Raw genomic sequence first — 17870 nt, forward strand, 5'->3', positions numbered from 1 at the left:
AAGCTGTTCTAGATAAGTATGTCTCTTAAACAAAAAAAATCATCTCGTAAATAAACGCCACAAGAAATCTGTGGCGTTTGTGATCTGCAGACTCACGCTGGTCTTTTATTAAAATTTAATTGGGTAGATTCTCCCCCACTAAGAGCACCTTACCATTGCGTTCTCCCGCCGCCGCAACTCTTACGGCCTCTTTGATATCCTTGACTGGATAGGTCTCATGAACAGGAGCGGATAATTTTCCTTCTGCCACTAGCCCAGTAATAGTTCCAAACACTTCTTTCTGTCGCTCCGGAGAGGCGGTAGCAAACCACTTGGCCAGCCAGAAGCCCCTCACGGTGATATCTTTGAATATAATAATGCCTGGAGCCAGCAGGCAAGGCTCACCACTGAGAGCACCATAGTTCACCAACGTAGCACCTTCACAAAGCGTCTCACCCAGGCGGGCGGTCGCCATCCCGCCAACAGCATCAATTCCCAACTGGATCTTAGCCCCATCGGTGGCAGCTTCCACTCTTTGCGCAAGGCTCTTTCCATCAACCTCGCCGTCTACCAATACCACATCTGCCCCCGCAGCAAGTAATGGCTCCACCAGGGAGGCCCGGCGTACAACATTCACTACTTTAAGACCCCGGAGCTTCGCCAATGAGGTGAGATAAGACCCCACACCAGAATTGGCGGCGTTCTGGATCACCCAGTCCCCTTCTTTGAGGTCAACAAACTCGCTCAACAAAAGATAAGCAGTAGGTGGGTTGATGGTGATCATGGATAGCTGCACAGGATCTACATCATTGGGCAGCGGGATTAGTCCTTTGGCATCTGCAACCATATGCGTAGCCCAGGTACCACTTCCCACCGGCAGAAGAACAGTCTGGCCAATTGCAGGGCCACTCACATTAGGTCCTTGCTTAATCACTTTCGCAATACCCTCGTTGCCGCCAATAGCCGGTAACGGCGGCAGCATGCCATATTGCCCAGTTAAAGTGAGGACATCAGAGGGGTTGATTGGCGCAGCCAGCATTTCCAACAGAACCTGGCCATCCTCTAATTCGGGCACATCAAATGAAACAGCTTCAATTACATCCTGTGGCACTGGGCCACGTTCACGATATTCCGCTTTCAGCATGTCGCCGTATCCTTTTTTTACTGATATTTTCTCTGGTGGTTCAGGGTGATGGCTATCACCAAGCCTGTTGGCAGTCTACTTACTAATGCCAATTGTTCAAGGATATCGAGACTGTGAATAAGAGAAAGCTAGAGCTACTCTACATAATTGGAATCCCAGAGAGTGCATAAACATTGTTCACATTAAAAAGGTTAATATTTGCCTATCAACCCCATACCTCTAAATTCTTGCCGAAATGTAAAACGAGAACTTATTGAACAGAGAATTAGCCTCACAATTTTCAATAGGTGAGATAAAATAATGATTCATTGGGACATACTGACTCAGTAAAAGTACTGCTAAAGCCCATCCCACCTTGAATTTCAGCAATAGTGGACACGATATCCAATCTGCTGTTTTCGAACAGGTTACCAAGAAATCCTTTGTAGAATATTTGAACGAAAATATCTTTGGACCTCTGCAAATGGATCACACTCAGGTAACTAACCTTTTATCCAGGCCCCACCCTCAAGGCTACTAGGCTTTGATGGCTCAGATCTAATTGACCTGATTTATTAGGATGTTGCCAGTCTAGCGGGCACCAGTGCGGTACAAACTTAAACAAACCCACTAAAAGTGCGATGACATTTCCAATAGCACAGAAATAAATAGTGCTAGCAGTCCATTCGCTGTCCTGTCGTTGAAAAAATAAATGACAAATGTCGTAAGGATTGAGTGACACCGGTGACTTACTTATGCGAAGCTAGCAACCAATACTCCTTGTAATTTATCTTTACAGCAGCACCGGATAGGTGCTCTCAGGAGGATTACGTTGATCAAAAAAACCGCTTTAACAGTGGGCACACTGTTATTACTTTTAGGCCTCTCCTGCGTCGTTTGGGTCATTACTGTTCCCCCGCTTCCCGAAGATATAGAGCAACGCCTGCAACGAACCCTAAACCAACCACTGCCCCCTCTGGCGTCAGACGACAGCGGCTTCGTACGCTCCGGGGACATCAATATCTGGTATCAACTCAAAGCCCCTGCGGAACAACCTGTCCGTGGGACTGTTCTATTAATCAATGGACTGGGCTCCTCTTCATTATATTGGCCACCCAAAGTCTATGAACCCCTGCTCGCCGCGGGCTACCAAGTGTTACTCACAGACAACCGTGGTTGCGGTGCTTCCAGCCGCGTTCATAACTGGAGTAAAGAGACCGCTTATGATCTCAGCGACATGATGCAGGATAATATTGAGGTTATGAATACCCTGGGAATTCAGCAGGCCCATGTGATGGGGGCCTCTATGGGCGGAATGATTGCCCAGGAAATGGCTCTGCATCACCCTGCCCGCCTGAGAAGCCTCAGTTCAATTATGTCTTCAGGCTACGTAAATGATCCCGAACTCCCCGTGGAGCACGCATTTAAATACAGTGTGCTTCGGTTATTCCTGCGCTACGGGCTAAGTGGCTCAGAGGAAGGCATGGTTAGGCTTATGGCCAGCACCTATCACTTTCTCCAGGGACAGGGGGGCTTTGACGTAGAGCATATCACTCGCACCACTCTTTACGAGTTACGTCACAGGAAGGGATTTGACCCCCAACTACCCACTCAACAGGCCACTGCTATCTCTCTCTCGGGTTCACGATTGCAGCGTCTTGAAAAACTGGAAGTCCCTGTACTTGTTATCCATGGCGATAAAGATCCACTCTTGAATATCGCTCATGCCAAAAAATATGCTGCGCGTATTCCAAATGTAAAAACGCTGTGGGTGGATGGTATGGGGCATGCCATGGCGCCGGTATATGTGGAGACATGGATGGAGGAGGTTCTAGAATTCCTGGACACCAACAATTGATACAACGGAAAACAAAGTTACAGCTGTTTCTTCAATTATGAATGGACCGAATTTGCTGTTTCAATTCGTGAAGTACCGTACAGAAATAGTTTAGCTCCCTTAATAGCAGCCTTAGGTCTGAATACAATATAGGATTCAACCAGATCACCCGCAACCGACCTGGCTGTAACGGCCCCAGCACTTTAAGTCCTGATCCAACAGGGTAACCGGCTTATCATCTTTTCCAGCCAAATCCACTGTCACAGGCTCCCCCATCCTTTCATCAATTACAAGGGACCACTGTGTATTTGACCTTTCACTCCAGTCGATCAGAGAAACCAAAGTAGGAACCAGCGCAAAGCATTTCTGGGTTGCGTTATATAGAGCAAGCGGTGCGCTCCGGGCTTGATTGGGATCTTAACCAGAATGTCAGCTTCTTCCAGGGTATATCATCTTTGGGTAAGAATATTTCTGGAACCTTGCAGGGTCTCTTGCAATGAATCAAACCGATTTACTCCTCTTAATGCATCACAGACAATAAGCAGACTCCAGCGATCCCCAATTACAGAAAGCGCCTCTTCAATCACACATTGAAAAGCGGATTTCTTCTCTCTCGCAACAGTCCTGTGATAACCCAGGGCGCCATAGCCTCAGAGGAAGTTTCATTACAAAAGTTTCCTGTGTCTCCCCAATTGATCCATATAAAACCAAAAAAATATTGTGATATACCTTCCACTTTCAATAATTTTAGTTGCATTTTGGAACTTATGATCATTAAATTAGTTCCAAAATGCAACCCATGAGACAGATGATGCGATCCAAACCCACTGTTTTGTGCTCTTCCACAGAGGGGTCTTTACATGACCTCAAAAAATACGCAGAAGCAAATCATATATCGAATTTACCAAGGCCTTTTAATTAAGCCTGTAACGCCAAGGGTGGTATGGATGGATATTCCTGTGAAAATTTCAACCAAAATATTTTCGATTTCACTCAACATAAAGAAGATCACTCCCCTTTTACTAGCTTGTGTGCTTCTTGCTGCCTGTGGAGGTGGGGGTGGTGAGTCCACTCCTGATTTAGACAACCCTACTAACCCAGAGCCACAGCCAGAGCCAGAACCAGAACCAGAACCAGAACCAGAACCAGAACCAGAACCAGAACCAGAACCAGAACCAGAACCAGAGCCAGAGCCAGAACCTGACCCGAGAGACGATAACTACATTCATGAGTTATCGCAGTTAGAAAAACAGGCTTTACTGGATGCACATAATGACTACCGCTCTAAGTGTGCTAGTGGAGAAGGTAGCGGAATGAACGGACCAGAGTCAGCCTCAGACATGATCAAAGTTTTTTGGGACCCTGCGCTTGAAGAAATGGCCAAACAACGAGCGCTCAGTTGTTACAATGGTCATTACGGGGGGCCTCAAGGTATTCGAGATGCCTATGACTCTGTTAGACATTTAACCTCCTACAATAGTGAGAGTTTGGCAGGTGGAAAATATGCCACAGAAAATATTGCTCTCTTTACACACAACCCTCCTGCTTCCAACTACGACATTTCAACTTGGAAAGGTGCAGTGTTTGATTGGTATTACGAAAATACTAGTTATGATTGGGAAACCAATGCTTGTTATGGTGAACATTGTGGTCATTGGGCTCAAGTTTGTAATAATGAAACTCGATATATCGGTTGCGCTGTCGCCAACTGCAATACCGGAATAGCTGGTACTGGGAACCCAAACTATGAAGATGGCGCCATACAGGTTGTGTGCACATATTGGCCAGAAAGGGATGCATCTAAAAAACCATTTAATGAGGGCTATTTAGGATTATGCTCTAAATGCAGGGCAAATTTTGATACCAACCAATGCCATGAAAATTTGTGTGTTGGAGGCAAGAGCAGTGAATTTTTGTCAAGCGGCCAAATTCAAGACAAACCTGATCAATGCCACGATGGATTAGGTCGATATGAAAAGCTTTGTAATAAAAGTGATGACATTACCCCGCCTTCTGATGTAACAGGCATCACTTATGAAATTTTGAACGGCGCTGTACACTTTAAATGGGAGAATTCACAGGATGATTATGGAATCGGCCATTATGCAATATATAGGCAGCTTCCAAATTTAAATGGTTACGTAGGTCGAACCTGGAAACCCGAGTTTATTGATGAAAATATCCCCGAAGGTATTTCTGAAATTGATTACTATATTCAAGCCATTGATCTAGCAGAGAATAGTTCTGAATTTTCAGTTATTAAGGTTTCCTTAGATTAGGATACCTTAAATGTAGTAGTTCATACCTGAGCTGACAGTTATCGGTTTTTCAAAAGATGTTCTGTCAGGCCAAGTCTGGACTACTGCGACTCATATCCCATAATAGTCAGTACCTCCTTTGGCCCGAAAAGTGCCTCGTATTAAACAGAGTAAGCGTTTCGTATCGCTACCTTGTATCGAAGTTCCGTATAATCGGAGCTTACTTAAGCCCCTAATCCAGTTGCAGGGTCGACTGTTTACTCGTTACCATCTGCTATCACTAGCGTGTGCTCATTCAACAGGCACGTTCCAAATTACAATTTCCGGACGTTACCCTCGGGAAAATGAAGTAGCCTTATCGATGGTTAGTTATACCCTGATAAAACATACCCATGTTTTTGCCGCAGTTCTGAGTATCACTCTCTTTCTACTACGTAGCAGCCTGGATCTCAGCAGAAATACTGCATGGCGGCAAACTCCATTGCGCTGGATACCCCATGTGAATGACACTGTTCTGCTAAGTGCGGCTATCGCACTGGTAGTAATCGGCAGCTGGAATCCAGCCATTTACCATTGGCTTGCGGTGAAAATAGCCTTGGTATTTGGTTATATAATCGCCGGTTTTTTTGCTTTAAAGCAGTCTTCTACGCAGCGTACCCGTATTATTGCGATTGTTCTGGCAGTAGTGCAGGCCGCTTTAATTTTCTATTTGGCAATAAACAAGCCTTCCCTCTAAATAATCTTTCCTGCCGGGTACACGTCTCCCGGCAGATAGCAATCTTGTAACCCCATGCTATGCAGTAGAAGCAGTGGCAATTATCAACCAGTTCAATCAGGTTACCCGCAACCGACCTGGCGAGAACAGCCCCTAGTACGTTAAGTCCAAGTCCAACAGGGAAACCGGCTCACCATCATTTCCAACCAAATCCACTGTCACAGGCTCCCCAGTCCTTTTATCAATGACACGGGCCCACCGTGTATCTGGCTTTTCAGACCAGCGGGCACTCCAGTCGATCAGAGAAACCAAAGTAGGAACCAGCGCAAAGCACTTCGGGGTTGCGTTATAGAGCATGCGGCGCGCTCCGGGTTTGATTGGGATCTTAACCAGAATGCCAGCTTCTTCCAGGGTATTTAATCTTTGGGTAAGAATATTTCTGGAAATTTGCAGGCTCTCCTGCAGTGAGTCAAACCGGTTCACCCCTCTCAGTACGTCGCGAACAATAAGCAGACTCCAGCGATCCCCAATTACAGAAAGCGCCTCTTCGATCGCACATTGAACAGCGGGTTTCTTCTCTCTCATAACAGTCCTGTAGTAGCCCAGGGCGCCATAGTCTCATAGGAAGTTTCATTACAAAACTCTCCCGAACCTCTCAATAGGCTCAGATATAACTAAAAGTTATTGCTTGATACGCTTTCACTATTAACAAATAGTTGCATTTTAGAACTTATTGACGCTTAATAAGTTCCATAATGCAACCTAATGGACAGATAATGCGATTCAAACCTATTGTTTTGTGCTCTTTTATCGAGGGGACCTTAACTAACCACGAAAAACAGAAGCTGGAGTTCACCATTAATCTGGCTTATCAGGATCATATGAACCCACGTGTAGCACCCAGGGTTGTATGGATGGAAGTGCCAGTTAATCAGGCATTTATGGAGGGTAAGCAATCGTCAGCGGCCACCTTTATGGCCCCCCTACCCGATGGAACTACCAATACTTTACGGCACTCATTTTTATACAGGCTGCTTGACCAGTGGTGTTCAGTAACAGGAAGAGATACATACGAGGTCGTCATTACAGCCCCGGACCATTCGCTCAGCAAAGAATTCCTAAGCACAAATCGCAAGCGCATGTCTCCGCTAAGGCAATTAGCATTTATTGGCAAGACACTAATACGCTTAGTGAAATCCAAAAGCGCCTCGGGGCAATTCAAAACACACATCAACTTATAGGAGATAAAAATGCCCCTATACACAATTTCCACTAAACGGCCACTATTGGACTCTGATCAACAGGCATTGGTATCCGCAATTACCGAAGCGCACTGCTCCATTACCGGCGCACCTGCACAATTCGTACAAGTTGTATTCAGCCGAGGCGTTCACCTGCGCTCAAGAAACATTGTCCATATCCTGGGTTCCATTCGCTCAGGCCGTAGCGATAAAATCAAGTCAGAGTTGGCCAGTGCCTTTGTTAACTCAGCTTCCCAGATTTTGTGCTGCCCCCGCTCTCGCTGCTCGGTAGACCTTGTTGATGTTCCCGCAAGCTGGGTTATCGAGGGAGGCGCTGTGATGCCGGAGCCCGGGCAAGAGCAAGAGTGGCTTGCCCGACAACTGGGCTAGGTCTGAGCTGACTTTCACACACCCCAGAATAATGAATAACACAATACTGCCAGGCGCTAGCCCGCAGACAGGGAGTCATACTATGTCCACCTCAACCTTGAAAGACATCGAGGCTCTGGAAGCCTACCTTGGAACAGACAAGCAACCAGAAGGCTATGATTTTACTCACCTTAAAGAGATCTCGGAAAAGTTTACTGGCAACACCTTTGATGCATTAATGGCATCCTGTGAACGCTACTCTCAGCAAACTGCAGTTTCTTTCTTTCTCACTGGGCATGATTATGAAAAACCGGTAAAAATCAGCTATCAAGTGCTGGCCGAGCGCATCATTCAAACAGCTAACTTATTTAGAAGTATTGGTATTGAAGAAACCGATACAGTAGCCTACATACTGCCAAACCTGCCCGAAACACACTATGTTTTATGGGGGGCAGAAGCATCAGCCAGAGTATTGGCAATCAATCCCTTGCTGGAAGCCAAACAGATAAAAGAGCTGTTGCAGCATAGCCAAGCAAAAGCAATTGTCACCCTGAGCCCTTTCCCCGGCACCGATCTTTTCGAAAAAATTGAGAGTATTTTGACCGACCTGCCGGGAGTTAAAAGCATTCTCCATGTAGATCCCGCCTATCACGCCCGCGGGTTTAAAGGTTTTGCAGCTAAAATCATACAATATCAATACCGCAGACAATTGCAGTCGCTGGAGGGAAAACAACGAATACAATTTCAAGCGGCCATAAAAAAACAGAATTCCAACCGTTTGAATTTCAAACGCAGCATTAATAGTGATGATATTGCCTCCCTTTTTTGTACCGGAGGTACAACAGGCTTACCCAAAATTGCAACACATACCCACGGTAATGAATTAGCCAACGCGAAAAGTATTAGCCTTGTCGCAGGCGATATTATGAATCCAGGAAAGGTGATTCTTTGCGGACTGCCGTTGTTTCATGTAAATGCAGCAATAGTGACTGGACTTGCAGCCTTTATCAATGGCTGTGAAGTTGTATTAATGACTCCCCAAGGCTACAGGGGAGAAGGTGTGTTTACCAATTTTTGGAGGATCATCGAGCTATATCGAGTGAATAGTTTTAGCGCTGTACCTACAGTTTATTCCGCCCTACTCCAACAGCCAGTAAATCAATGCGATATATCCTCTCTGCAGATGGCCCTGTGCGGTGCAGCCCCTATGCCCGTAGAAGTATTTAATGCTTTTGAGCGAATAACTGGTGTACAGATTGTCGAGGGGTATGGCTTAACGGAGGGCACCTGTGCCAGCAGCATCACTCCCCCATATGGAACCAAAAAGGTCGGTTCTATAGGGCTACGTTTACCGCAGCAAATGATTCAAAGTGCGCAGCTGGATGAACAAGGGAATTTCACCCGTTATAGCCGGACAAATGAAATCGGGAGCCTGATTATTTACGGTGACAATGTATTTAATGGGTATCTCAATCCTGAGCACAACAGGGGGATTTGGGTCCACGATGACCAGGGGCGCCGCTGGTTAAATACCGGAGACCTGGGCAGGCAGGATGAAGATGGGTACTTTTGGCTCACCGGCCGCAAGAAGGAATTAATTGTGCGCGGCGGGCATAATATTGAACCCAAGCTGATCGAAGAAATCCTTTGTCAGCACCCATCTGTTGCCATGGCGGCAGCGGTAGGCACTCCTGATGCTTATGCGGGAGAAATTCCCGTCGCCTATGTCATGTTATCCGATGATGCCGTCGATTCTCTCACAACCCAAGAGAATGAGATTGTAATGAATTCCTCTGCCCAAACCCTACTGGAAGAAATTACCAGTTACGCCAGGGAGAACATTACTGAACGCGCAGCTATTCCAAAGAAAATTGTACTGCGCACAGCGCTCCCCACTACTGCAGTTGGCAAGATCTTCAAACCTGCATTAGAGATGGAAGAAATCCGCTTATGTGTTGAGGGTATTATCAGGCAGCTCAACCAGGATACAGATATTGTCACTGCTGATACTGAGGTAAAAGTAGAGCAGGATAAAATACTTGGAACTATTGCCAGGGTCTCCACTCGGGGAAATTCAAACCTCCAGAACCATCTCTCTGAACAGCTCGCTCCATATACATTTAAATACGAAATTGTCTAACATCCCAATAAAATGGAGGGACTTTCAATAGATAGCCCCTCTTTCCACTCACTAAAATAGAATTTAGAAATATTGGAATAGGGTTTTGCTTATCCAGTAAGAACTATCAATGATATTGAGCAAAATTATTTACTTTATTTTTTGTGGTTATTATCATTTCTACTGGATATAAATCTTTTACAGATGTTAATAATGTAAATTCTTATTTTCTATCCCACACCTCATGGTCAATCCCTTTAATATCATACTTGCTGGCATCAAAAACTGGCTCCTTAATTCCTCGATTTAATTGCTCTTCATAGTCCGCTAGAACTTTGAATGCAATGCCTGAAAGCAAAATAATAGCCAGGATATTTGTCGAAGCCATAAATCCCATTGACACATCAGCCATGCGCCAAAGCAAGGTAAAATTCTCAGCACTGCCGCTGAAGGAAACCCAGGCACCAAAGAGGATAAATATCAGGAAAACAATGCGATAACAGAATATAGAGGTGCGCGTGTGGTAAAGATAAAAAATATTGGTTTCACCATAATAGTAATTACCAATAATCGAAGTGAACGCAAAGAACAGCAGCGCAAAGGCAATAAATCCGCTTCCCCAGGAGCCCACCTCACTAGCTAACGAGTCCTGGGCCAGCTTTACTCCTTCAACATTCCCCACCATATAAACATCGGCAACCAGAATAATCGCCGCCGTACAGCTACAAATTACAATAGTATCCAGGAATACCGAAGCCATTTGCACATAACCCTGCACCAATGGATGCTTTACATCGGCGGCAGCACCAACATTTGGCGAAGACCCCAACCCGGCCTCATTGGCAAATAGTCCTCGCTTAATACCATTGGAAACCACTGCCCCCAGTACACCTGCGCCAGCCTCAGTCAGTCCGAAAGCACTTTTCAAAATAGTAGCGAGTACTTTTGGTAACTCGGCAATATTGACGATCAAGATTGCCAGAGCCACTAACAGATAGGCGATCGCCATAAAGGGCACTACAATTCCCGCAAAGCTTGCGATAGAGCGTATACCACCAAACACAATAATCGCCGCAACCAAGGCCACCACAAACCCTACTAACAGCGGGTTAATTCCCCAGGCATCGTTGATTGCCTGGGCCATGGCATTTGACTGCACTGAGTTGAAAATAAAGCCGTAACACATCAACAGGAATATAGAAAAGGTGACTGATAACCACCTCCAGTTTGGCCCGAGCCCCTTTTCGATGTAGTAAGCAGGCCCACCGCGGAACGTTCCCGGCTGCTCCCCTTTTTCCTTGTAAACCTGAGCAAGGGTATTTTCAACCATACTGGTCGCCATCCCCAGCCAGCCCACCATCCACATCCAGAATACGGCACCCGGCCCCCCAGCAGTAATGGCAACCGCAACGCCCGCAAGGCTCCCGGTACCAATACGGGCCGCAGCACTGGTGGCAAATGCCTGAAAAGCAGAAATTGAACCGGGATGCTCTTTATGGATACCGCGCACCATAACCTTCACCATATGGCCAAAGTGCCTGAACTGGATAAAGCGGGTACGAATGGAAAAGTAGAGGCCGGCCGGCAATAAGGCCATGATCAAAATTCCCAACCACCAAATGCCGGCAACTCCCCCCCATAGAAACAGGTTGGCCCAGTCAATCACCCTGATTAATTGGTCCAGAAGCGCTTGCATCCACCACTCCCTTTGACGGCTTACTTTTTATTCACCCATGGTACCGGCGACACCCAGGCTGGTAATAAGACTAGCAGTCCCCAGGCAGATTGATTTTCAGCAGGAGTCAAAGGAATAAAGAGGAAAGGCCTGCCGCAGCATAAAATTCACCCGCCACGGCATCACCATAAATAGGAAGGTCTTAACAGAAAATTTCCCGCGCTCGCTCTGGAGATACCACTTTACGGCCACGCTCCTCCGCAATAACAGCCAGCGCCTCAATCAGCTGGCCATTACCGCTAGTACGCTCCCCTCCAGGCAGGTAAAAGGTATCTTCCACCCCTGAGCGCAGGTTCCCGCCCAGCTCCGCTGTTTTGCGATGCACGGGCCAGATTTCCTCACGCCCGATCACCGTACTCTGCCACAGGCTATTTGGCTTCATATATTTCGGCATAAGCTCCAGCAGTTCCGGGTCTGCGGGCATTCCCGAAGCCACCCCCATCACCAGATTGTAATTGGGCTTATCCACCATACCTACATCTGCATACATGCCCACCGAGCGCACAATACCGAGATCAAAACACTCAAACTCTGGCCGGGTACCTGTCTCACGGCAAACTTCCAGTAGCTCCTCCACCTTGTCTACCGGGTTATCAAAAACCATGGGCGGCCAGGCCCAGGTGCCATTAGAGCGCGCCTTCAGGTAATTCAGGCTGCCAGCATTACAGGCAGCAATTTCCGGTTTGCCGGCGCGTACACACTCCAATGGGCCTCGCTGGTCCCTGCCTATAGTGCCAGTGGAAAAATTTAAAATAACACCGGGACACTTTTCGCGAATTGCATCGGCTATTTCCAATGCCACTTGCGGGTCCCAGCTGGGCAGATGCCCCTTACCCGGCTCCTGGGCACGAAAATGTACATGCATAACCGAAGCACCGGCATCAAAGGCTTCCCGCGCAGAGATTGCCATTTCCTTTGGGGTAACCGGAACCGGGTGCTGCTGGGGGTTGGTGAGCACCCCTGTCAGGGCGCAAGTAATTACAACTTCATCAGACATCGCAGGCTCTCCTGAATTATCTTTATTTGGGCCGCGGTCAACCTGGCAAGTCGAAGGATCTATTCAAAATCCATTGATTGCCTTTCTCGAAGTATCTGCACCGTCACTAGGTACAAGATCTTCAAGGCAGTATCCCTAAAAATCAGTTGATCATTGTTATTGATCACACCAAGCGCTTGCTTGGTTATTGCAGCCTATCACAGGCATCTGCCCTTAGAAAGGCACCTTGTGCCCTCTTTACAGGGCCGGCAGAATGCAAGAAACCAAATAAGGAAATAACTAACCAATGAGCGAGGTCCCCATGACAATTACCGCCCCCTATGGCAGCTGGAAATCTGCAATCAGCGCTGAACTTCTTGTAGAGGGCAGTGTGCGCCTAGGGGAAGCCACTCTGGTAGATGGGCGCTATTACTGGCTGGAGTCGCGACCATTAGAGAAAGGCCGCAATGTCCTGGTGCAATACTGCCCAAAAGATGGCCGCAAGGACCTCACTCCCGCCCCTGTGAGTGTGCGCTCCAAAGCCCACGAATACGGTGGCGGCAGCTACCTGGTGAGTAGGGATACGCTCTACTTTGTGTTAGCGGAAGACCAGCGTATCTACCGCATGAAACTCGACAGCACCCTGCCCGAAGCCATTACTCCAGAAAATAGCTCGCGCTACGCAGACTTAATTCTGGATAAAAAAAGAAACCGCCTGATCTGTATCGAGGAAGACGACAGCGGCCACGAGCAAGGCGCTGAAGCGCGTGCTCGTATCATTGCGATCGACCTGCAAAAACCACTGGATACAACTCCCGAAGTATTACAGGAAGGTGCTGATTTTTATTCAAACCCGGCCCTGAATGCCGACGGCAGCAAGCTGAGCTTCCTGCGCTGGCATCACCCCAACCTCCCCTGGGATGCCACCGAACTGTGCCTTGCCGACTTGAATACACAAGGGGTAGTTACCGGAGTCACGCAAGTGGCCGGCGGGCAGAACGAATCCATATTTCAACCGCAATGGTCCCCACAGGGGGAGCTGGTTTATGTTTCTGACCGCAACAACTGGTGGAACCTGTACCAGCTGGGGCAAGAAACTCCCCTGTGGGAAAAAAATGCAGAATTCGCCACACCCCAATGGGTATTCGGCATGTCTACCTACGGTTTTATCAGCGAGGAAGAAATTCTGTGTACTTACACAGAGAACGGCCGCTGGTATCTGGCCACCCTGAATACCCGCACCGGTAAGCACCACACTATCGAACAGCCCTATTGCGATATTGAAAGCCTGCACTGTGAAGATGGCAAAGCCATTATGATTGCCGCTGGCACCGACAGTTTTCCAGCGGTTGTCACTTTTGACTCAGCTATGCGCACTTTAGAACCTATAGCCAGCAGTAACAGCCGCACCTTGCCAACCAATCTCTTCTCCAACGCCCAGGCAATTACCTTTACGGTAAACGACCGCGACGTCCATGGCTTTTACTATCCTCCACACAACCCCAGCTACTCAGCCCCCGAAGGCGATAAGCCCCCACTGATTGTATTTAGCCATGGCGGCCCCACAGGTGCCACTTCAGCAGGCCTCAACTTAAAAGTGCAATATTGGACCAGCCGCGGCTTTGCCATTCTGGATGTAAACTATTCCGGCAGCACAGGATATGGGCGTGAATATCGAGATCGCCTCACCGATAAATGGGGAATTTATGATGTCGAGGACGTCTGTGCAGGTGCCGAGTACCTGGTTGACCGAGGTCTGGCAGATCCTGAACGGCTGTTAATTAAAGGCGGCAGTGCTGGCGGTTATACAGTACTCGCCGCACTCACCTATCACGACACCTTTAAGGCCGGCGCCAGCCATTATGGCATCGGTGAATTGAGCAGCCTTGCCAAAGACACACACAAATTTGAATCCCGCTACCTGGATAAACTGGTGGGCCCCTGGCCATCTGCCGAGCATATTTATTATGAGCGCTCTCCCATCAATCATGTGGAGCAGCTGAGCTGCCCGGTAATCTTCTTTCAGGGTATGGAAGATAAGGTAGTACCGCCCAACCAGGCAGAAACCATGGTAAAAGCCCTCAAAGAGCGTGGCATTCCCGTTTCTTATATCACCTTCACCAATGAAGGACACGGATTCAGGAGTGGCGACAGCATCAAGATGGCACTTGAAGGCGAACTCGAGTTCTATAGTCGTATATTCAAGTTTCCGCTGGCAGAAGCCGGCCCAGGAATCACCATTGAAAACCTTTAGCAGCGCATCCCTACAGTTAAGAGGCATCCAGTAAACCTATGGGAAGATGGAGACCGCCGCGTCCGCGCGGCTCCCGCTATATCACCGCAGAGGGCGCGCAGCGAATGCGCGCCGAAGTAAAACACCTCTGGGAGGAAGAACGGCCCAGGGTCACCCAGGCTGTCAGTGACGCAGCCAAGTTAGGGGACCGCTCCGAAAACGCAGATTATATCTATGGCAAGAAACGACTGCGTGAAATCGACAGCCGCGTGCGCTTTCTCACTAAACGCCTGGAGGAAATCACCGTAGTAGATCGGGTACCAGAAGATAAAGAAAAAGTATTTTTTGGGGCCTGGGTGACGCTTGAGGATGAGGACGGCGAAGCTGTTAGCTATCGAATCGTCGGCCCAGATGAGTTTGATGTGAAAGCAGGCCTGATCTCAATGGACTCCCCAGTTGCACGCAGCCTACTGGGGCGAAAGCTCGACGATGAGATAGAAATTCGTCAAGGAGAAGAATGGCAGACTTACTATATCACTGAAATCCGTTACGAAGAGTAACGCTTCTACATATTTGTTGAGGAGGGAAAGTAAGTGCCACTGGCCACCTATCCCTTCCCTTTTATTCCTGCTCACTCACTGTCTATAAAAAAATACATCAAGCTCTATTTCAGTCCAAATTAAAAAATAAACCACCCTATTCCTGAATTTATAAACGGCCTTCTACTCCTCACACACCTGTCTACGCCGGGACACCCCCAAAAAGGCTAACCCCACCAGAAACAATAAACCCAAAGTAAACCGGGGATAAGCCTACAATAAGCAGTTATCGGCCTGCCCTGAAGGCTCCACCTACTTCTCCATAACTTCTCCGAACACTTTTCCCTGAATTTCATCTCACCAATCAGTGAGCACCTGGAAAAGCGGAGGGATTATTCAATTTATAAGATGAGAACCGGTACGGAAAGCCACCTAAATCAATCAAGAATAAAAATACATCCAAGTATAAACAGGCAAATATAGGCACGAAAATAATCTTATTGGATTTTATTAAGTTTGTTTTAGTGTCAAAGCTGCGTAGAATTGGTGGATATTTATCAGGATTTAGGCGCTTATTTAGCAAACCTCTGTGGGCAATAATCTAAAAAGCCTCAGAGAGTCAGAAGCCTTAAGATTTTCCTAGAAACCCCACCCTTCAAAGGAGAACGCTAGCGTGATGTAAGAGTAAGTAAAAGGCGCTGACCCAAGGTGCGTCAACACCAGGGGCCAGCTGACCAAATTGATAACCCAACTATCAAAATGGCTGAATGGATAATACGCTAGAAACCCACTCGTCTTCAATAAAGTGGAGAACATTCAGTAGCTTGGAGCGATTCCCCAGGCTCTGGGAGCGTTGCGCCCGCCTTTTCTTCTTCTACGCCTACCGTTCTCGTGCACCACCCCACATTCCCTTCACACATTACTTTTTAAGCCTTCCCAACGTGGAAAGCCTACCCATCGTTTAAGTTCAGCAGGGAATGACCATGTTAATTTTAACCCGCCGAATTGGCGAAAACATCAGAATTGGAACAAAAGTCTCGATCACAGTATTTGAAGTGAAGGGTGATCAGGTAAAGGTAGGAGTGGATGCTCCCAAATCCATTTCCGTTCACCGCGAAGAAATTTATCTGCGGATCAAAAAGAAACGGATAGAGACAAATAGAAATCGCTGAGAATCAGATGGTCTATATACAGTTTAAAAAAGTTTATCGCCCATTAGGGCGATACGGGGATCATATATACTGGTCTTTCGGGAGAGCATTGTAAGTCTCCGCTTTTACTTTCTATCAAACACTAGGTGCCTAGGATTTTTCTGAGAAATCCCTGCATAGAATTCAGTATTTAAATCTTTCAGCACCAATAATTGCCGCGACTAAAAATTTATCCGAGATATTCATATTGGTAAAGTATCGGTTTTTCTCAAGAGATCATGCCCCTTCTGGCCCGATGACAAGATCTAATTAAACCCCAACCAATTTCCGAAGAAGAAATCCTTGAAATACTATAACATCAGCATGGGCCAAAATTATTAGCACCTATCATGCGGTGGTTACTGATCTTTTAGAGTAAGGAATTCCCAAGATACGCAACAATTTTAATAACAACCTATCTATTAACTATTATAGAACCTGCCAGCACTCTTAATAAAAAATATATTTTGGTCTATACAATTGCCAAAAAATACAATACAGCCCTTATGAAACTCACCAAAATATTAAACAGTGTTAGTATAATCACATGATCTCATAGCCTCACAGGCAACCCTAAATCTACGCAACAATAAGAATCAGGCCGGCCTGAGGGTTATGAAAAATTAAAAGAAAAAACTACTTTTATGGGCTGAAGGTTAATAGACACCCTGCTAAATAAAAAAATTCATTTAACCAGTTCACATTTGAAGCCAAATTATTGCTGCGTAGGCCTATAGTTGACCAGCAAGTCTCACTATCAAATATGCTATGATTGCCGTCAGGTGAACAATACCGCGGGTATATCGATACCTTTATTGGCACCTCAATAAGCAACAATAAGACTATTTACAATTCAAATTTGTTTGGTGAGGAACTTTCTTTTGAGTAACCAAATCTCCCTTGCTGGTAAACCCAGCCAGAACAGTAAGTTACCTCAATGGATTAGCTGTCAAGACTGTCTTCCTACAGCGGAAAATGCCACAAATCGTGGGTTAGTCAGGGTAATTTGGAAAGTTGCCACAGAGTCAGAGGGCGCCACCCTTATTGCCTGGGAAGTAGGAATGGACCATTACGAAAATGCGCACCAGTACTTAGGTTGGATGCCGATTGAAACTATCGAAGAGAAGGTGCCTTCAGGTTCAAGCTAAAACAAGCTTATTAAAGTTTATACAAATAGTGCAATTACCAAGCAAATATATGTGGTTATTTTTTATACTGGCTGGAAGAAAGATATCAGCCGACTTATTCTCAATTTACTCTCCAGGCGCCTGAGTTGTTGTTTTTTAATCTTTAACTATTGCTTTACCGTTGTGGTCAAACCAATTAAGCAGAGTGCCGATACTCTGCTTATGTCAACTGATGGTACAGAGGCCGGAACAGTCAAAGCGCTTTTAGATCGCAATAAATTACTTCCGTATTCGGCATCTCTATTAACGCCTGCCTAATAAAATGGTTAATCAAAACCCCCCTTAAAAAGCTAGAACGGCAATGGTTCATCAAAGGCGCAAAAACAGATCTTTAGCAAGGTTTATTATCAACAGATAATAGCTAAGCGA

Annotated in this window: 15 protein-coding genes; 10 read left to right on the forward strand and 5 right to left on the reverse strand. The window is 46.6% G+C overall.

Features of this window, described 5'->3' with window-relative positions; genetic code table 11:
* Nucleotides 1-115 precede the first annotated feature (115 nt).
* A complete protein-coding gene (locus ACJJIP_RS11890) occupies nucleotides 116-1123 on the reverse strand; it encodes a zinc-dependent alcohol dehydrogenase family protein (protein ID WP_444945194.1) in 1008 nt (335 codons plus the stop codon).
* Nucleotides 1124-1478: 355 nt separating this feature from the next.
* Here ACJJIP_RS11890 and ACJJIP_RS11895 point away from each other — a divergent pair, with 355 nt between their 5' ends.
* Together ACJJIP_RS11895 and ACJJIP_RS11900 are read left to right on the forward strand one after the other, a co-directional pair.
* The gene (locus tag ACJJIP_RS11895) at nucleotides 1479-1643 is read left to right on the forward strand and encodes a serine hydrolase (RefSeq protein WP_444945195.1); all 165 of its coding nucleotides are present in this window, start codon (nucleotides 1479-1481) and stop codon (nucleotides 1641-1643) included.
* A gap of 291 nt (nucleotides 1644-1934) precedes the next feature.
* Nucleotides 1935-2960, forward strand: coding sequence for an alpha/beta fold hydrolase (locus ACJJIP_RS11900; protein WP_444945196.1), 1026 nt, complete (start codon nucleotides 1935-1937; stop codon nucleotides 2958-2960).
* A 428-nt stretch (nucleotides 2961-3388) separates the two neighbouring features.
* Here ACJJIP_RS11900 and ACJJIP_RS11905 read toward each other — a convergent pair whose 3' ends face one another.
* Complete coding sequence (locus ACJJIP_RS11905) at nucleotides 3389-3526, reverse strand: winged helix-turn-helix transcriptional regulator (protein ID WP_169337142.1); 138 nt, start codon at nucleotides 3524-3526, stop codon at nucleotides 3389-3391.
* A gap of 273 nt (nucleotides 3527-3799) precedes the next feature.
* On the opposite strand from ACJJIP_RS11905, the gene ACJJIP_RS11910 reads away from it, so the two are divergent.
* Nucleotides 3800-5218, forward strand: a complete 1419-nt coding sequence (locus ACJJIP_RS11910) for a CAP domain-containing protein (RefSeq protein WP_444945197.1) — start codon at nucleotides 3800-3802, stop codon at nucleotides 5216-5218.
* Between the two features lie 340 nt (nucleotides 5219-5558).
* Nucleotides 5559-5933, forward strand: a complete 375-nt coding sequence (locus tag ACJJIP_RS11915) for a SirB2 family protein (protein WP_444945198.1) — start codon at nucleotides 5559-5561, stop codon at nucleotides 5931-5933.
* Between the two features lie 132 nt (nucleotides 5934-6065).
* Here the strand turns inward: ACJJIP_RS11915 and ACJJIP_RS11920 are convergent, their stop codons facing one another.
* Nucleotides 6066-6497, reverse strand: coding sequence for a winged helix-turn-helix transcriptional regulator (locus ACJJIP_RS11920; protein ID WP_020415065.1), 432 nt, complete (start codon nucleotides 6495-6497; stop codon nucleotides 6066-6068).
* 665 nt (nucleotides 6498-7162) lie between these two features.
* On the opposite strand from ACJJIP_RS11920, the gene ACJJIP_RS11925 reads away from it, so the two are divergent.
* On the forward strand, nucleotides 7163-7543 hold the full coding sequence (locus ACJJIP_RS11925) for a tautomerase family protein (RefSeq protein ID WP_282950848.1): 381 nt from the start codon (nucleotides 7163-7165) through the stop codon (nucleotides 7541-7543).
* An 82-nt stretch (nucleotides 7544-7625) separates the two neighbouring features.
* Nucleotides 7626-9662: an acyl-CoA synthetase gene (locus ACJJIP_RS11930; RefSeq protein ID WP_444945199.1), complete on the forward strand. Its 2037-nt coding sequence runs from the start codon at nucleotides 7626-7628 to the stop codon at nucleotides 9660-9662.
* 202 nt (nucleotides 9663-9864) lie between these two features.
* On the opposite strand, the gene ACJJIP_RS11935 is transcribed toward ACJJIP_RS11930, so the two are convergent.
* On the reverse strand, nucleotides 9865-11337 hold the full coding sequence (locus ACJJIP_RS11935) for an alanine/glycine:cation symporter family protein (protein ID WP_020415061.1): 1473 nt from the start codon (nucleotides 11335-11337) through the stop codon (nucleotides 9865-9867).
* 181 nt (nucleotides 11338-11518) lie between these two features.
* Nucleotides 11519-12373 (reverse strand): beta-keto acid cleavage family enzyme, encoded by an 855-nt coding sequence (locus tag ACJJIP_RS11940; RefSeq protein WP_020415060.1) that lies wholly within the window; start codon nucleotides 12371-12373, stop codon nucleotides 11519-11521.
* Between the two features lie 286 nt (nucleotides 12374-12659).
* Between ACJJIP_RS11940 and ACJJIP_RS11945 the strand changes: the two genes are divergently transcribed.
* The 4 genes from ACJJIP_RS11945 to ACJJIP_RS11960 all read left to right on the forward strand — a co-directional run bounded on the left by ACJJIP_RS11945 (nucleotide 12660) and on the right by ACJJIP_RS11960 (nucleotide 17462).
* Nucleotides 12660-14606: a S9 family peptidase gene (locus ACJJIP_RS11945; RefSeq protein WP_444945200.1), complete on the forward strand. Its 1947-nt coding sequence runs from the start codon at nucleotides 12660-12662 to the stop codon at nucleotides 14604-14606.
* Between the two features lie 38 nt (nucleotides 14607-14644).
* The gene (gene greB / locus ACJJIP_RS11950; protein ID WP_020415058.1) at nucleotides 14645-15145 is read left to right on the forward strand and encodes a transcription elongation factor GreB; all 501 of its coding nucleotides are present in this window, start codon (nucleotides 14645-14647) and stop codon (nucleotides 15143-15145) included.
* A 962-nt stretch (nucleotides 15146-16107) separates the two neighbouring features.
* Nucleotides 16108-16296 carry a carbon storage regulator CsrA gene (gene csrA, locus ACJJIP_RS11955; protein WP_444945201.1) on the forward strand — a complete coding sequence of 63 codons (189 nt, stop codon included), beginning with the start codon at nucleotides 16108-16110 and terminating at the stop codon, nucleotides 16294-16296.
* A gap of 899 nt (nucleotides 16297-17195) precedes the next feature.
* The gene (locus ACJJIP_RS11960; protein WP_020415056.1) at nucleotides 17196-17462 is read left to right on the forward strand and encodes a hypothetical protein; all 267 of its coding nucleotides are present in this window, start codon (nucleotides 17196-17198) and stop codon (nucleotides 17460-17462) included.
* Nucleotides 17463-17870: the final 408 nt, after the last annotated feature.

The organism is Microbulbifer variabilis, assembly GCF_052467165.1.